Origin of the sequence: Streptomyces noursei ATCC 11455 (assembly GCF_001704275.1) — a bacterium.
Taxonomy (GTDB): Bacteria; Actinomycetota; Actinomycetes; order Streptomycetales; family Streptomycetaceae; genus Streptomyces; species Streptomyces noursei.
Genome location: NZ_CP011533.1, coordinates 2,763,142 through 2,780,949, shown reverse-complemented (window position 1 = coordinate 2,780,949; position 17,808 = coordinate 2,763,142). Strand labels below are relative to the sequence as shown.

Annotated in this window: 5 protein-coding genes, 3 rRNA genes and 1 pseudogene; all 9 read left to right on the top strand. The window is 67.6% G+C overall.

All coding sequences use genetic code 11. The annotated features are described in order from the left end of the window. Positions 1 to 34: 34 nt before the first annotated feature. Positions 35 to 1,606, top strand: a pseudogene (locus SNOUR_RS11570) (helicase-related protein); the annotation flags it as partial. 110 nt (positions 1,607 to 1,716) lie between these two features. Continuing rightward, entirely contained in the window at positions 1,717 to 3,369 is a 1,653-nt protein-coding gene (locus SNOUR_RS11565) for a TIGR02677 family protein (protein WP_079142534.1), read from the top strand. Then, complete coding sequence (locus SNOUR_RS11560) at positions 3,366 to 4,628, top strand: TIGR02678 family protein (RefSeq protein WP_067346261.1); 1,263 nt, start codon at positions 3,366 to 3,368, stop codon at positions 4,626 to 4,628. Before SNOUR_RS11565 ends, SNOUR_RS11560 begins: the two co-directional genes overlap by 4 nt. 8 nt (positions 4,629 to 4,636) lie before the next feature. After that, on the top strand, positions 4,637 to 8,869 hold the full coding sequence (locus SNOUR_RS11555) for a TIGR02680 family protein (protein WP_079143401.1): 4,233 nt from the start codon (positions 4,637 to 4,639) through the stop codon (positions 8,867 to 8,869). Beyond that, entirely contained in the window at positions 8,860 to 10,218 is a 1,359-nt protein-coding gene (locus tag SNOUR_RS11550; RefSeq protein WP_312632546.1) for a TIGR02679 family protein, read from the top strand. Before SNOUR_RS11555 ends, SNOUR_RS11550 begins: the two co-directional genes overlap by 10 nt. Before the next feature lie 1,482 nt (positions 10,219 to 11,700). After that, a 16S ribosomal RNA gene (locus tag SNOUR_RS11545) occupies positions 11,701 to 13,229 on the top strand. Positions 13,230 to 13,533: 304 nt separating this feature from the next. Then, positions 13,534 to 16,655, top strand: a 23S ribosomal RNA gene (locus SNOUR_RS11540). Positions 16,656 to 16,726: 71 nt separating this feature from the next. After that, positions 16,727 to 16,843, top strand: a 5S ribosomal RNA gene (gene rrf / locus SNOUR_RS11535). The 16S, 23S and 5S rRNA genes sit together here, the layout of an rRNA operon. A 181-nt stretch (positions 16,844 to 17,024) precedes the next feature. Next, on the top strand, positions 17,025 to 17,708 hold the full coding sequence (locus SNOUR_RS11530; RefSeq protein ID WP_312632545.1) for a TetR/AcrR family transcriptional regulator: 684 nt from the start codon (positions 17,025 to 17,027) through the stop codon (positions 17,706 to 17,708). The last annotated feature ends 100 nt before the right edge of the window (positions 17,709 to 17,808 follow it).

Genomic DNA, 17,808 nt, shown 5'->3' with positions numbered 1-17,808 from the left:
GACGCCGGGTGTCTCACTTCCAGAGTCGGAAGCGCTGCTTACCTGGTTGCAAGGTTCTGGGGCGAGTAAGCGGCCGGGGCAGGTCATCGCTCCCCACCTCATCGAGCCTCCGTCTTCAGGGGGCGGAGCCGAAGCCGCGCCTGCGGCATCCGGAGGGCCGATCGCCGCACCGCCGGGAGACATCCAACTCGACCACGTCGGTTCCCTGGACAACGCGGCCACCGTCATCGCCGCATTGCACCGTGGCGAGAAGCGCCTCGTCTTCTGCGAGTCACGGCGGTACGTGGAGGAACTGGGGGAAAAGCTCCGCGCCGAGGGCGTCACCACCTTCCTGTCGCATGCTTCGCTCTCCCTCGACGAGCGCCGGCGTGCGGAGGCAGCTTTCGCCGAGGCTCGCGACTGCGTGATCATCTCCACCAGCACTCTGGAACTCGGCATCGACGTGGGTGACCTGGACCGCGTCATCCAGATCGACGCCCCCGCCTCGGTCGCCTCCTTCCTCCAGCGCCTCGGCCGCTCCGGACGCCGTCAAGGGGCCGCACGCAACTGCCTGTTCCCAGCCCTGGACGAGGACGGTCTGCTGGCCGCGGCCGGACTGCTGCTCAAGTGGTCGCAGGGCTGGGTGGAACCGGTCATCGAGCCACCAGAACCCCGGCACATCGTCGCCCAGCAGCTCCTGGCGCTGTGCTTCCAGGAGAACCGCGTCGGCGAGCACTTGTGGCAGGAGTGGTGGAACGGACTCGGCCACTTCGGTACATCTGCGGCCGAGCCCATTGTCTGGCACCTTGTCGACCAGGGGTACCTGGACCGGGACGGCGGCATGCTGTTCATCGGGCCGGAGGCCGAGCGGCGCTTCGGACACCGCCACTTCATGAACCTCACCGCTGTGTTCACCGCACCTCCGCAGTTCACCGTTCTCCAAGGACGCACAGAGATCGGCCGAACCGACCCCAGCCTCCTCACCGAGCGGATCGACGGTCCGCGTCGGCTTCTGCTGGCCGGCCGGAGCTGGCAGGTCACCTACATCGACTGGCGGCGCAGACGTTGCTTCGTCGAACCCGTCGACGGGGGAGGCAAGGCGAAGTGGAGCAGCGCCGGGTTCGGTTCGGCGGGTTCCCATGAGCTCACGCGCGCCGAGCGCCAGGTACTGCTGGGTCAGGCCCCGCCCGTGAAGATGACGCAACGGGCGACCAGCGCCCTGCACCGGACGCGCGAGGAGTACATGGATAGGGTGCGTCCCGGAGGCACCTTGATCATTGAGGACATGCGGGATCACGTGCGCTGGTGGACTTGGGCGGGCCACCGCGCCAACGCCACGCTCGCTTCGACCCTCGACACGCTGGTCGTGCCGGGGCAGCACATCAACGACCGCTGGATCCGACTGCGGGAGGACGTCACCGCGCGCAGTTGGAAGGACGCCACGAAGGACATGACGGACCGGTTGTGTCTGCCAGACGTCGACGAACGCGCACTACGCGGCCCGAAGTTCGGCGAGGCCCTGCCACCACGCCTTGCCGAGGCCACCTTGTCGGCCCGGCTGGCCGACGTCCAGTCCGCTGCTGCCGTGCTCACGGAACCGGTGCGCTTTCTCCGGCGCGAAGCGTGACATCGGCGTAGGGCTGCGGCGGAACAGGAAAGAAAGCGGTGAGCAGGCCGGCAGATGAGAATCGGATGTCCTGCACAACCAGGGGAGTATTCCGGAACAATGGATCAACGATGACCTCCGACACCTCCCTGACGCCCGAACACTCACAGCCCTCCGCCCCTGGCCACTACTCTCCGTTCGCCCACCTCACCACCCCCAACGCCCCCCTCTACCGCCAGGTGATGCGGGCCTTCCTCGCCGCCAAGGAGCGGTTCGCGGTGCACCTGCGGCCGGAGGACGTGTACGCAGCCCTGGACGCGGGGAGCCGGCCCGCCGACCTCGAAGCGGTGACGCAGGCGCTGGACAAGCTCGTGGGGTGGGGCAACCTGCGGGCCGATCCGGACCACGCTCGGGTGACGGCGGTCGAGGACTTCTACCGCAGGCGGTTCATCTACCAGCTAACCCGGGCCGGTGAGGCCGCCGAGGCGGCGTTGGGGACGTACGACGAGGTCCTGGGGCGGCGCGGCGAACTCCAGGCGGTCGCACTGCACGACATCGTCACGCAGCTGCGGGCGCTCCTGGTGATCGCCGCAGAGGACGAGCCCGACCCGGCCATGACGTACGTCGCGCTGTCCGTGCTGACGGCGCGGTTCACCGACCTCGCCGACAACGCCCGTGCCTTCATGGGCTCGCTCCAGCGCACCATCGACCTCCACGGTATCGAGGTCGAGGCGTTCCTCGCCTACAAGGACCGGCTGATCCAGTACCTGGAGCGGTTCATCCAGGACCTCATCACCCTCGGCGGGCGCATCGCTCTGCTGATCGCGGAGCTGGAGGAGCAGGAACGGGTCGGTCCGCTGCTGCGGCTCGCCGCCGCCCGCGAGGCCGCCGACGCCGCCCCTGAGGACGCCGAGCGGGCGGAGACTGTGGCGTACGAGCGGTGGGCCGCGCGGTGGTCCGGGCTCGCCGAGTGGTTCGTGTCGGGGGAGGGACGGGAGTCGCAGGCCAGGCTCCTGCGCGGGCGAGCGCTCAGCTCGATCCCGCAACTCCTGGCCGTCGTACGGCAGCTCAACGAGCGGCGGGCCGGACGCTCGGACCGCTCGGCCGACTTCCGTACGCTGGCACGCTGGTTCGCCCAGGCGCCAGACGACGCGGCCCGGCACCGGCTGTGGCGGGTGGCGTTCGGGCTGCACTCCTCCCGGCACCTCACCGTCGACGCCGATACCCTCGCCGAACGGACGGCCGCCCCGGAACCGGCCTCCACCCCGTGGAGCGAGGCGCGACCGCTCAGGATCAGCCCCCAGTTGCGCCGCACCGGCAGCTACGAACGGCGCGGCAGGCCGCGCCGGGTGGCCGACCGGGGTGAGGCGAAGCGCCGGCTCGCCGAGATCGCCGCCCGGCAGATGGAGGAGACCAGGCGGGCACGGGACCGCCTCGTGACGGGCGGACCGGTGCGGCTGTCCCGGCTCGGCGAACTCGAACCGCTCGCCTTCCAGTTGTTCCTGCGGCTGCTCGGCGACGCGCTCGCCACCTGGCGGCCGGGCACGACCACCACCGCGGCCACCAGCGGGGACGGTTCGATGGAGATCCGGCTGACCGCCCTCGACGACGGATCGACAGCCGAAGTGCGCACTCCCGACGGTGTGTTCTGCGGCCCCGACCACCTGATCGACATCGTCGACCTCACGTCGGGGCAGGGTGACCGCGCCGCACCGGCATCGGCACCGGTTCCCCTCCCTGCACCGCGTCGGGACACCGCTCCCCAGCTTGCGGAGGACCGATGAGCGGCCCCCTCGCCGAGGTCCTCGACGGCCAGCGGCAGGCCGATCTCCAGAAGGCTGCACGCGCCCTGCTGAAGGAGCCGCTGCTCACCGCCGACGGACCGTACGCCGACGAGTTCAAGCTGGTGCGCCGGCACACCGCCGAGCTGCGGGAGTGGTTCGAACGCAACGTCGGCTGGACGCTGCGCACGGACGCCGATGCCGCACGGCTGCGCAAGACGCCGGGCACCCTCACCGACGCCACGCACCCGGCGCGCGAGGCCGCCCGCAGCGCCCTGCCCTTCACCCGCCGCCGCTACGTCCTGCTCTGCCTGGCCCTGGCCGCGCTGGAACGGGGCGAGTGGCAGGTGGCGCTCGGACGCCTCGCCGAGCAGGTCGTCCTGGCCGCCGCCGATCCCGAACTCGTCGCCGCCGGGATCACGTTCACTCTGGAGCGGCGCGACGAGCGCCTCGACCTCGCGGCCGTCGTCCGCCTGCTGCTGCGGCTCGGGGTGCTGCGGCGGGTCGCCGGCGACGAGGACGCCTATGTCAGCGGATCGGGCGACGTGCTGTACGACGTGCGGCGGCGCGTGCTGGCCGGGATGCCCGCGTCCCTGCGGGGTCCCTCCATAGTCGAGGCCGAGGGCTTCGAGGAGCGCCTGGTGGAGATGACCGCGTCGACCGTGCTCGACAGCGACGAGCTCAGGTTCCGGGCGGTCCGCTGGAAACTGACCCGCATCCTGCTGGACGACCCGGTGCTGTACTACGACGACCTGACCGACGACGAACTGGCCTACCTGACCCGGCAGCGCGGCTTCATCACCGCCCGCATAAACGAGCTGACGGGACTCGTCCCGGAGGTCCGGGCCGAGGGCATTGCCATGGTCGACCCGATGGACCACCTCACGGACGCGCGCATGCCGGAACAGGGCACCCACGGTCACATCACCCTGCTGCTGGCGGGGCACCTGGCCCGGGCGGCCGGGGCCGTCGAACCGGCGGAGCTGGCGGCCCGCGTACGGGAAATGGCCGTGGAGCACGGCGGGTTCTGGTCCAAGTCGGCGAGGGAACCGGGAGCGGAGCCCGAACTCGTCGAGCAGGCGCTGGACAGGCTGGTGGCGCTGGGACTCGCCGAGCGCACCGAACAGGGCGTCGTACCGCGGCCGGCCCTCGCGCGGTACGCGGTCGGCGAACCCGTGGTCAGGGAACGCGGACGGCCCCGCCGCTCCGCCACGACCGAACAACCCGTGCAGGACGTGCAGCCCGTGCAGGACGAAAGGTGAACCGCCCCGTGACCGCGCTCCCCGGCCCCGAGTTGCCCGGCCCCGCGCTGCCCGTTCCCGCGCCCGGCCGGTGGCGGCCCCTGCGCATCGGACTCGTCGATCTCTTCCACTACGACGTCGAGGAGTTCTGGTTCCGCGACGGCCGGCTGCTGCTGCGCGGCAACAATGGCACCGGCAAGTCGAAGGTGCTCGCCCTCACCCTCCCGTTCCTCCTGGACGGCGACCTCTCCGCCCGCCGCGTCGAACCAGACGGCGACCCCGGCAAGCGCATGGAATGGAACCTGCTCCTGGGCGGCGCGCACCCGTATCCCGAACGGCTCGGCTACACCTGGATCGAGTTCGGACGACTCGACGGCAGCACGGGCGAGGCGCACTTCCGCACCCTGCTGTGCGGGCTGAAGGCGGTCGCCGGACGAGGCATCGCCCGCCACTGGTTCGCGGTCACCCGCCAGCGGGTCGGCGCCGGTCTCGACCTGCTGGACGCGACCGGGACGGCACTGTCCCGGGACCGGCTCGCCGAGGCCGTCGGCGGCCACGGCATGGTGTACGACACGGCGAAGGCCTACCGCAGGGCGGTCGACGAAGCCCTGTTCGGGCTGGGGGAGCGGCGCTACGGCGCCCTCGTCGACCTCCTGATCCAGTTGCGCCAGCCCCAGCTGTCCAAGCGACCCAGCGAGGCCGCCCTGTCCCGGGCACTGACCGAGGCGCTGCCGCCGATGGACCAGGCGGTCGTCGCCGACGCGGCGGAGGCGTTCCGGTCGCTGGACGAGGAGAAGGAGGAACTGCGGGCGGCCCGCGAGGCGGAACAGGCGTCCTCGGCGTTCCTCGACCACTACCGCCGCTACGCCCGCCTCGCCTCCCGGCGCCGCGCCCGCCTGCCCCGCCGCGAACACGCCCGGTACGAGAACTTGCAACGGGAACTCGCCAGGGCACAGGTGGACCGGGACCGGGCCTTGGTGGACCGCGAGGAGGCCAGGGAGAGGGGTGCCGCCCTCGACGAGCGGGCCGCGCGGCTGGCCGCTCAGGACGCCACGCTGCGGTCCCGGCCCGAGATGCGCGACGCCCGCGCGCTCGACCGGGCGGCGGACGACGCCTCCCGCACGGCCGCAGAGCTGAAGCGGGCCGAGGCGGACCGGCGTACGGCGGCCGAGGCACACACCCGGGCCCTGGGCCGGCTCGCCACCGCGGACAACCGGCTCACGGCCGCCCGTGAGGCGCTGGACGGCATCCGGGACCGGGTGGCCGAGAGCGCCGGGGCCGCCCGGCTCGACCTCCCCAGGACGGCGGGAGCCCCCGACGCGGTGCTGCGCCGGGAGGCGGACGAGGCGACCGCGAGCAGGCGGCGCGCCGTCGAGCATGTGGCGGAGCTCGTCACGCGGGCCGAGCAGGCCGAGGAGCGGCACCGAGCCGCCTGGCTGCGCGCCGACGAGGCCGACGAGGAGGCCGTGCACGCCGAGGAGCGGCTGGCCGAGGCGGAGGAGGACGTCGCCCGGGAGGGGCGGGCGCTGGTCACGGCCGTACGGGAGCACCTCTCCGGATGCGTGGAGCTGCGGGTGCCCGTGCTGCCCGGGGTCCTGGACGCCGTACAGGACTGGGCCGGCGGTCTGGACGGCCCGCCGCCGGCCCGTACGGCGGCGAGCGAGGCGCATCGCGCCGCCGCCTCCCGCCTGGCCGACCGGGCGGCCGGACTGGCCCACCGCGAGGCGGCGACGGCGGAGCGGCAGCGGCTGGCGGTGGAGGAACTGACCGCTCTCGAAACGGGTCGTCAGCGCGGCCCCGCGGCTCCCCCCACGCGCACACCCGGCGTGCGGGACCGGGGCCCCGGCGCTCCGCTGTGGCGGCTGGTCGACTTCCGCCCGCACGTCACCGAGGCGGACCGCGCGGGACTGGAAGCCGCGCTGGAGGCGTCAGGGATCCTCGACGCCTGGGTGCGCCCGGACGGCTCCGCGGTCGTGGCGGACGGCCATGACGTGCTGCTCGACCCGGTCGGGCTGCTCGGCGGGACCGGACTCGACCGCGCGCTGTGCCCGGCGGTCGACCCCGCGGACGCGGGGGCCGCCGCCGTGGGGGAGGAGACGGTCGCGCGCTTGCTCGCCTCGATCGGGTTGGCGGGCGGCGACGGGCACGGCGAGGCCTCCTGGGAGGCCGGTGGCCACGACACCTGGGTCTGCGCGGACGGGCGCTTCCGCGTCGGGGCGCTCACCGGGAGTTGGGCCAAGGACAGCGCCCAGTACGTGGGGGAAGGAGCGCGGGAACAGGCACGCCGCGTCCGCATCGGGGAACTGCGCGCCGAGATCGACGGCCTGAGGGCGGAGCGGGAACGACTGGCCGAGGAGTCCCGCACCGTGGCCGGGCGCCGTGCGGTGCTGGACGCCGAACTCGCCGCACTGCCCGGCGACGACGACCTGCGGCACGCCCACGCACGCGTCACCGCCGCGGCCGAGGCGGTCCGTCGCGCCCGTGCCCGGCGGGACGAACGGGCCGCGGAACTGGCTCCGGCGGCGGAGCGGGCCGACCGTGCGGCGGCCGAACTCGCCGACACCGCGTCGGCCCTGCACCTCCCCGCCGACCACACGGCACTGGGCGCCGTGCGCCAGGCGCTCGCCGACCACACCGCCCTCCTGGCGGCCCTGTGGCCCGCACTGCGCGAACGCGCGGAGGCCGAGCGCGCGGTGACCGGTGAGCGGGAGGAGACCAGCCGGGCCGACCTCCTCGTGTCCGAACTCGCGGAGCGCGCTGCGGAGGCGGCTCGGGTGGCCGCGGCGGCGGACGAACACCTCGCGACGCTCCGCTCCACCGTCGGAGCGGCCGTGGCCGAGCTGCAGAGGCAACTGGAGGAGACGGCCGAGGCGGCCCGGGTCTGCGAGCACGAGCAGCGGCAGGCCCGGGCGGAGCACGGTGACGCCGACCGGCGGGCCAGCCGCGCCGAGGGACGCATCGAGCGGCTCGCCGAGGACGTCACCGAGGCGACCGCCGCGCGGGAGGAAGCCGTCGCGGCGCTACAGCGGTTCGCCGCGACGGGGCTGCTCGCCGTCGCGCTGCCGGACATCGACGTGCCGGACGACGGCACAGGGACGTGGGCGGCGAGCCCCGCCGTCGCCCTCGCGCGAGCCGTGGAGTCCCGGCTCTCCTCGGTCGACGACACCGACGCGGCCTGGGAGCGCGTGCAGAAACGGCTGAGCGAGGAGTTCGGCAGGCTCCAGGACGCGCTGTCGCGGCACGGCCACACCGCCACCGCCCGCCCGAGCGAGGACGGTATGCGGGTCGGCATCGTCTACCAGGGCCGGGAACGGGCCGTGCCCGAACTCGCCGAGGCACTGGCTGTGGAGGTCGCGGAACTGACCCGCATCCTGTCCGCACGCGAGCGCGAGATCCTCCAGACCCATCTGATCACCGAGGTCGCCGGGACCCTCCAGGAAATGATCGGGGCGGCCGAACGGCAGGTGGCCGCCATGAACAGGGAGCTGGAGGAGCGCCCGACCTCCACGGGCATGAAGCTGCGGCTGGTGTGGAGAGCGTCCCGCCGGGCCCCGCAGGGACTGGCCCAAGCCCGCGAACGGCTGCGTCAGTCGGCCGACGCGTGGTCGCCCGAGGACCGGGCCGCAGTCGGCGCGTTCCTCCAGGAGCAGATCGCACACCGGCAGGCCGACGACAGCGCCGGCAGCTGGCTGGAGGACCTCACCGCCGCCCTCGACTACCGGTCCTGGCACGAGTTCGGCGTCGAACGCCACCAGCACGGCAAGTGGGTACCGGCCACCGGACCCGCCTCGGGCGGGGAGCGGGTACTGGCCGCATCCGTACCCCTGTTCGCCGCCGCATCCTCGCACTACGCGAGCGCGGGCGGCGCGCACGCCCCGCGCCTGGTCACCCTGGACGAGGCGTTCGCCGGCGTCGACGACGACTCGCGCGCCAAGTGCCTCGGTCTGCTGCGCGCCTTCGACCTCGACGTCGTCATGACCAGCGAACGGGAATGGGCCTGCTACCCCCAGGTGCCGGGCATCGCCATCGCCCAGCTCTCCCGCGTCGACGACATCGACGCCGTACTGGTGACGCGGTGGGAATGGGACGGCAGCGAACGGCGGCGCGGCACGGAGCCCGGTGCCCGGCCGGACGCGTTCGCGGCGGCTGCCGGTGCCGGCGAAACCGGCGAGGGGGCCGACGGACCGGTGAGTCCTTCCGGTGAGCCAGGGTGGACCGCCGTCGTCGACAGCTCCGGCGGACAGGGGGCCCTGTGGACGTGACCCCTTCGGCGACCCGGCCTGACCGCGACGGCGGCCGGACGGCGGCCGGACGCACGACACCGCCGGCCGCCACCGTGGACGCGGTGCCGGCCGTGCCGCCACCGGCAGAAGCCCGGACCGACGTCGATACCGAGCGCCTCGGACGCCTGCTTGGCGATCCCGGCCTTGCCTGGTTCGTGGAGCGCGTGCGGCAGCGCATGGCACGCGGCCGGCCGCTCACCGGCTCCGTCACCTTGTCCGACCCCGATGAATCCCAACGACGCGCCGCCGAACGCCTGCTGGGACGGGCACCACGATCCAGCGGCTCCCTGAGCATTCGCCTCGCCACCGTGGACGAGATCCTGCGGCGCTCCGGTGTCAGCCCCGACGGACTGGCGGCGGCCGCCGTCGCCCTCACCGGCCCGGTCGTACTCCACGCCGAGACACGGGACAGGGAGGAACGGGCCTGGGAGGAGGCGTACGCCCCGCTCGGCATCCTCGACGGGGAGCTGGCCCGCTGGGCCGAGCGGATCCGCGGTGACGGTCTCGTACGGCGCCTCGCCCGAATACCGGAGGCCGCGGGCCCCCTGGTGGAGGCCGCCGTGCGCGCGTTGCGTGCGCTGCCCGCGTCACCCCCGACGTCGCGGGCGACGTTCGCGGCACGGAACCTTTCGAGCGCTCATGCCCTGGACGAGGGGACGCCGCTCGCCACTCTCGTCCTGTCCGGCATCCGTTGCCTCACCGGCTTCCCCGACGGCTCCGGTGCGCAGTGGCGGCGGGAGGCATGGGCCTCGGCGGGCTTGCTCAAGGACGACCTGTCATCGACCGTCCTCACCCTCAACCTGCGCGGTACGCCAGCCCTCGACTGGATGGCCGACGCGGGGGAGCCGGCGGTGCTGACACTCCGCTCCCTCACCGGTCGCCCCCCGGTTGCCTCCGTTCCGACGACGGGAACCGTGTACATCTGCGAGAACCCGGCCGTGCTGTCCGCCGCCGCCGACACTCTCGGTCCGGAGTGCCCGCCCATGGTGTGCCTCCAGGGGCAACCGTCGGCCGCCGCGCTCACCTTGCTGCGCGACCTGTCCATGCGGGGAGCCCGCCTTGTCTACCACGGCGATTTCGACTGGGGCGGCGTGCGAATCGCCGCAGCGCTGGCGCGGAGCGTCCCCTGGCGGCCGTGGCGCTACACGGCTGCCGATTACCGAGCAGCAGTGACCGCAGTGGCCGAAGCCCCGGAGCTGACGGGCCCGCCCGCCGCAACCGCCTGGGACCCTGCCCTGGCCGTCGCTCTCGCTGAGTGCGGTGTCCGGGTCGAGGAGGAAACGGTGTTGGACACCTTGCTCACGGACCTTGGACCGGGCTCCCGCTGAGGCGCATCTCGAGAGCACGGCAGGCGCAGATCCGACGAGCACCGAGCCATTGGCGAGCAGAGATCTGTCGCGTTGGGAGTCATGACGCTCGTTCGGCGCTCCAGGACCCCAGCAGCCCACTCGAAGGATCGATGGACGCCCTCTGAACTGGTGCTTCTTCCAATCCCTCGTCATGTGACATGTTTCCGACGACGCACCACGTCGAGTGCGTGGTGATCCTGGAAAAGATCGCAAAGCGCTCCTGACCCGCGCTTTCGCACGCACACATCGTGTGCACCGCGGGCGCTACGGACGACGAGCACAACGCACGCCCGCCTCCCGCGGGCAGACTCCACGGGACCTGGCAGAACGCCGCCGGCTCCGTCGCCCCGACGAGCGCACCGCACCCCGCGGTGCGCTCGTCGCCGTTCCACGGCGACGATTGCCTGCCCGTGTGGCACGTACGGCACGCACGACAGCCCTCAACACTTGGTTTCCTGGCCTTCCAGTGCCAGGAAACCAACCCCAGGCGCCGCCCGCTCCAGGATCTCCGGCAACGCAGAAGGGGCAGGGCGCCATGAACAGGGAAGAGTCCTCCGGCCTCCGCCCCATGAGGAGCGGCCCCCTGCAGCACCCCTTACGACGTGCGACGGGGCCGACGAGATCGCCGAAGCGAGACACAGCGAGACACACGGCCCGCTCGCACGAGCCCTGCCCCCCCCGCCGAGCGCGCCGCCCCGGACAGAACATGGGATGCGCCATGCCTCATGGGCACCCGCTGACCAGCCGCTTTGTCGGCCAGGCGGACACGACCCAGCGGTCCCGGCTCTCTCGAACCACCACAGACAGGCCCCAAGTCGCGCCGCACCCATAGGATCGTGTAAGTTCTTCGAGTTGCCGCGGAGCCGACAGGCCCCACGGCAGCCATTCCGCCGCATCAGCGGCACACCACTACCGAACGGCCCCTCACCGGGAACAATTTCGGCATGCCGAAATTCGGAACGGGACTCGATTATGAGTCACCGAGGGAATCCGCTAAAGTAGTGACCACGCCGAAAGGCGAACCCCTCCGACGAAAATCGGAACCAAATTCGAAGCCGGTAGCGCCCCTCGGGAAGCGGCCCGGAAACGAAAAAGGATCTGATAAAGTCGGAACCGCGAGGAAGCCGAAAGGCCGAATCGCACCGGCGAAAATCGGAGCCGAAAGGATCTGATAGAGTCGGAGACGCAAGACCGAAGGGAAGCGCCCGGAGGAAGCCCGCGAGGGTGGCCGAAGGAAGCGTCCGTTCCTTGAGAACTCAACAGCGTGCCAAAAGTCAACGCCAGATATGTTGATACCCCGTCTCCATCATGGAGATGAGGTTCCTTTGAAAAGTCCTTCCAATAGCTTTGGGAGGCGCACAGCGAGGACGCTGTGAACCGCGAGGATTATTCCTCCTTGTGGTTCCGCTCAACGCGAGTGTTGATACCGGCAGTTTTTTATTAAACGCAGTCCGGAAAGCATTCACGGAGAGTTTGATCCTGGCTCAGGACGAACGCTGGCGGCGTGCTTAACACATGCAAGTCGAACGATGAACCGGCTTCGGTCGGGGATTAGTGGCGAACGGGTGAGTAACACGTGGGCAATCTGCCCTTCACTCTGGGACAAGCCCTGGAAACGGGGTCTAATACCGGATATGACACGGGGTCGCATGATCTCCGTGTGGAAAGCTCCGGCGGTGAAGGATGAGCCCGCGGCCTATCAGCTTGTTGGTGAGGTAATGGCTCACCAAGGCGACGACGGGTAGCCGGCCTGAGAGGGCGACCGGCCACACTGGGACTGAGACACGGCCCAGACTCCTACGGGAGGCAGCAGTGGGGAATATTGCACAATGGGCGAAAGCCTGATGCAGCGACGCCGCGTGAGGGATGACGGCCTTCGGGTTGTAAACCTCTTTCAGCAGGGAAGAAGCGAGAGTGACGGTACCTGCAGAAGAAGCGCCGGCTAACTACGTGCCAGCAGCCGCGGTAATACGTAGGGCGCGAGCGTTGTCCGGAATTATTGGGCGTAAAGAGCTCGTAGGCGGCTTGTCGCGTCGGATGTGAAAGCCCGGGGCTTAACCCCGGGTCTGCATTCGATACGGGCAGGCTAGAGTTCGGTAGGGGAGATCGGAATTCCTGGTGTAGCGGTGAAATGCGCAGATATCAGGAGGAACACCGGTGGCGAAGGCGGATCTCTGGGCCGATACTGACGCTGAGGAGCGAAAGCGTGGGGAGCGAACAGGATTAGATACCCTGGTAGTCCACGCCGTAAACGTTGGGAACTAGGTGTGGGCGACATTCCACGTCGTCCGTGCCGCAGCTAACGCATTAAGTTCCCCGCCTGGGGAGTACGGCCGCAAGGCTAAAACTCAAAGGAATTGACGGGGGCCCGCACAAGCAGCGGAGCATGTGGCTTAATTCGACGCAACGCGAAGAACCTTACCAAGGCTTGACATACACCGGAAAGCATTAGAGATAGTGCCCCCCTTGTGGTCGGTGTACAGGTGGTGCATGGCTGTCGTCAGCTCGTGTCGTGAGATGTTGGGTTAAGTCCCGCAACGAGCGCAACCCTTGTTCTGTGTTGCCAGCATGCCTTTCGGGGTGATGGGGACTCACAGGAGACTGCCGGGGTCAACTCGGAGGAAGGTGGGGACGACGTCAAGTCATCATGCCCCTTATGTCTTGGGCTGCACACGTGCTACAATGGCCGGTACAATGAGCTGCGATACCGCGAGGTGGAGCGAATCTCAAAAAGCCGGTCTCAGTTCGGATTGGGGTCTGCAACTCGACCCCATGAAGTCGGAGTTGCTAGTAATCGCAGATCAGCATTGCTGCGGTGAATACGTTCCCGGGCCTTGTACACACCGCCCGTCACGTCACGAAAGTCGGTAACACCCGAAGCCGGTGGCCCAACCCCTTGTGGGAGGGAATCGTCGAAGGTGGGACTGGCGATTGGGACGAAGTCGTAACAAGGTAGCCGTACCGGAAGGTGCGGCTGGATCACCTCCTTTCTAAGGAGCACTTCTTACCGAGCTTTGCTTGGTCAGAGGCCAGTACATCAGCGAGTGTCTGATGCTGGTTGCTCATGGGTGGAACGTTGACTACTCGGCGCGATTGGTGTGAGGACTGTTAGTACTGCTTCGGCGTGGAACGCAGGGTCTCATCTGGTCGGGTCGGGCACGCTGTTGGGTATCTGAGGGTACGGACTACGGTCTGAACCTTCGCGATGCCGGCCCCAGTGAACTCAGCCTTAGGGTTGGGGTGGTGGGTGGCTGGTCGTTGTTTGAGAACTGCACAGTGGACGCGAGCATCTGTGGCCAAGTTTTTAAGGGCGCACGGTGGATGCCTTGGCACCAGGAACCGATGAAGGACGTGGGAGGCCGCGATAGGCCCCGGGGAGCTGTCAACCGAGCTTTGATCCGGGGGTGTCCGAATGGGGAAACCCGGCAGTCGTCATGGGCTGTCACCCGCTGCTGAACACATAGGCAGTGTGGAGGGAACGCGGGGAAGTGAAACATCTCAGTACCCGCAGGAAGAGAAAACAACCGTGATTCCGGGAGTAGTGGCGAGCGAAACTGGATGAGGCTAAACCAGTCACGTGTGATACCCGGCAGGGGTTGCGTGGTTGGGGTTGTGGGAGCTTTCTTGATCGGTCTGCCGGCCGGTCGGTGAGTCAGAAACCGTTGATATAGGCGAAGGACATGCGAAAGGTCCGGCGTAGAGGGTAAGACCCCCGTAGCTGAAATGTCAGCGGCTTGCTTGAGAGCCACCCAAGTAGCACGGGGCCCGAGAAATCCCGTGTGAATCTGGCGGGACCACCCGTTAAGCCTAAATATTCCCTGGTGACCGATAGCGGATAGTACCGTGAGGGAATGGTGAAAAGTACCGCGGGAGCGGAGTGAAATAGTACCTGAAACCGTGTGCCTACAAGCCGTGGGAGCGTCGCCATGCAGCTTGCTGTGTGGTCGTGACTGCGTGCCTTTTGAAGAATGAGCCTGCGAGTTTGCGGTATGTTGCGAGGTTAACCCGTGTGGGGAAGCCGTAGCGAAAGCGAGTCCGAATAGGGCGTTGGAGTAGCATGCTCAAGACCCGAAGCGGAGTGATCTAGCCATGGGCAGGTTGAAGCGGAGGTAAGACTTCGTGGAGGACCGAACCCACCAGGGTTGAAAACCTGGGGGATGACCTGTGGTTAGGGGTGAAAGGCCAATCAAACTCCGTGATAGCTGGTTCTCCCCGAAATGCATTTAGGTGCAGCGTCGTGTGTTTCTTGCCGGAGGTAGAGCACTGGATAGGCGATGGGCCCTACCGGGTTACTGACCTTAGCCAAACTCCGAATGCCGGTAAGTGAGAGCGCGGCAGTGAGACTGTGGGGGATAAGCTCCATGGTCGAGAGGGAAACAGCCCAGAGCATCGACTAAGGCCCCTAAGCGTGTGCTAAGTGGGAAAGGATGTGGAGTCGCAGAGACAACCAGGAGGTTGGCTTAGAAGCAGCCACCCTTGAAAGAGTGCGTAATAGCTCACTGGTCAAGTGATTCCGCGCCGACAATGTAGCGGGGCTCAAGTACACCGCCGAAGTCGTGTCATTGCAGCATGAGGGCTAACGCCTGTTGTGATGGGTAGGGGAGCGTCGTGTGCCGGGTGAAGCAGCCGTGGAAACGAGTTGTGGACGGTTCACGAGTGAGAATGCAGGCATGAGTAGCGATACAAGAGTGGGAAACTCTTGCGCCGATTGACTAAGGGTTCCTGGGTCAAGCTGATCTGCCCAGGGTAAGTCGGGACCTAAGGCGAGGCCGACAGGCGTAGTCGATGGACAACCGGTTGATATTCCGGTACCCGCTTTGAAGCGCCCAATACTGAATCAGGCGATGCTAAGTCCGTGAAGCCGCCCTGATCTCTTCGGAGTTGAGGGGAGTGGTGGAGCCGACGGACCAGACTTGTAGTAGGTAAGCGATGGGGTGACGCAGGAAGGTAGTCCAGCCCGGGCGGTGGTTGTCCCGGGGTAAGGGTGTAGGCCGTGTGGTAGGCAAATCCGTCACACGTTAAGGCTGAGACCTGATGCCGAGCCGATTGTGGTGAAGTGGATGATCCTATGCTGTCGAGAAAAGCCTCTAGTGAGTTTCAAGGCGGCCCGTACCCTAAACCGACTCAGGTGGTCAGGTAGAGAATACCGAGGCGTTCGGGTGAACTATGGTTAAGGAACTCGGCAAAATGCCCCCGTAACTTCGGGAGAAGGGGGGCCATTTCTGGTGATGACATTTACTGTCTGAGCTGGGGGTGGCCGCAGAGACCAGCGAGAAGCGACTGTTTACTAAAAACACAGGTCCGTGCGAAGCCGTAAGGCGATGTATACGGACTGACGCCTGCCCGGTGCTGGAACGTTAAGGGGACCGGTTAGCTCCATTTCGGTGGGGCGAAGCTGAGAACTTAAGCGCCAGTAAACGGCGGTGGTAACTATAACCATCCTAAGGTAGCGAAATTCCTTGTCGGGTAAGTTCCGACCTGCACGAATGGCGTAACGACTTCTCGACTGTCTCAACCATAGGCCCGGTGAAATTGCATTACGAGTAAAGATGCTCGTTTCGCGCAGCAGGACGGAAAGACCCCGGGACCTTTACTATAGCTTGATATTGGTGTTCGGTTCGGCTTGTGTAGGATAGGTGGGAGACTTTGAAGCGCCAACGCCAGTTGGTGTGGAGTCGTTGTTGAAATACCACTCTGGTCGTGCTGGATGTCTAACCTGGGTCCGTGATCCGGATCAGGGACAGTGTCTGGTGGGTAGTTTAACTGGGGCGGTTGCCTCCTAAAGGGTAACGGAGGCGCCCAAAGGTTCCCTCAGCCTGGTTGGTAATCAGGTGTTGAGTGTAAGTGCACAAGGGAGCTTGACTGTGAGACTGACGGGTCGAGCAGGTACGAAAGTAGGGACTAGTGATCCGGCGGTGGCTTGTGGAAGCGCCGTCGCTCAACGGATAAAAGGTACCCCGGGGATAACAGGCTGATCTTCCCCAAGAGTCCATATCGACGGGATGGTTTGGCACCTCGATGTCGGCTCGTCGCATCCTGGGGCTGGAGTCGGTCCCAAGGGTTGGGCTGTTCGCCCATTAAAGCGGTACGCGAGCTGGGTTTAGAACGTCGTGAGACAGTTCGGTCCCTATCCGCTGCGCGCGTAGGAGTCTTGAGAAGGGCTGTCCCTAGTACGAGAGGACCGGGACGGACGGACCTCTGGTGTGCCAGTTGTTCTGCCAAGGGCATGGCTGGTTGGCTACGTTCGGAAAGGATAACCGCTGAAAGCATCTAAGCGGGAAGCCTGCTTCGAGATGAGGGCTCCCACCCACTTGATGGGGTAAGGCTCCCAGTAGATGACTGGGTTGATAGGCCAGATATGGAAGCGCCGTAAGGTGTGGAGTTGACTGGTACTAATAGGCCGAGGGCTTGTCCTCAGTTGCTCGCGTCCACTGTGTTGGTTCTGAAGCCACGAACAGACCAACGGTTGTTCTTTGTTTCATAGTGTTTCGGTGGTTATAGCGTTAGGGAAACGCCCGGTTACATTCCGAACCCGGAAGCTAAGCCTTTCAGCGCCGATGGTACTGCAGGGGGGACCCTGTGGGAGAGTAGGACGCCGCCGAACTATCATCGTGGGAAAGCCCCGCACCTTATGGTGCGGGGCTTTTCTGCGTTTCGGGCGTTGGCGAGTGTCGAGGGTTGGAGCCGACAGTACGTCAAGCTCGCCCCTTTCTGTGGGGAGGTGGGCGTATGGGCTGGTTGAACCGGATAGTTCAATGTATTGGGGGCGTGGGTATGCTGGCGGGGTGAGTGGAGCCAATCTCTCAGCGTCCGCGGTCTCCCGGCGGGCCGGGCGTGGGCGGATCGACAAGCGCCACGCCATCCTCGATGCGGCCTTCGCCGTGTTCGCCCGTGAGGGCTACGGGAAGGCCAGCGTCGATGCGATCGCCGACGAGGCCGGTGTGGCCAAGCCGACGCTCTACAACCACTTCGGCGGCAAGGAGGACCTCTTCCGGGAGGCCATGGCCGCCACCGCCGAGCAGGCCACCGCCAAGAGTCTCGCGGTCGTCGCGGGTCTCGCCAGTGACGTCGAGGACCTGTCCGGTGTGCTCGCCGACGTCGGGTACCGCCTGCTGCTGTGCCACTCCAGCGACGAAGCCTGGGCCCTGCGACGGTTGTTGTACGCGGAGATCACGCGGTTCCCGGAGCTCTTCGAGAGGGTGTGGGGGCACGGCCCGAACCAGCTGTCGGAGGCGCTCGCGGACCGGTTGGCCCGGCTGGCGCTGGCCGGCCGACTGCGCCTGACCGATCCGGTGCGGGCCGCCGAGCAGTTCGTCGCGCTGCTCACCGGCCCGCTGGAGGGGCGCACTGTCCTCGGCACCCGTACTGTCTCCGACGACGAACTGCGTGCCACTGTTGCCGCCGCGGTGGGCACCTTCATCAGCGCGTTCGCGGTGGTGGATGAGGAGGCCGGTGGTGCACGGCGGTGAATGGCGTTGAACGGCGGGGGAGTTGGCGCGGCGGGTGGCGACGAGTGCTGAGCCCGTTCTGAGGGTGTTCCTTGGCTCGTCCCCAGGGAAGCTCGAAGCG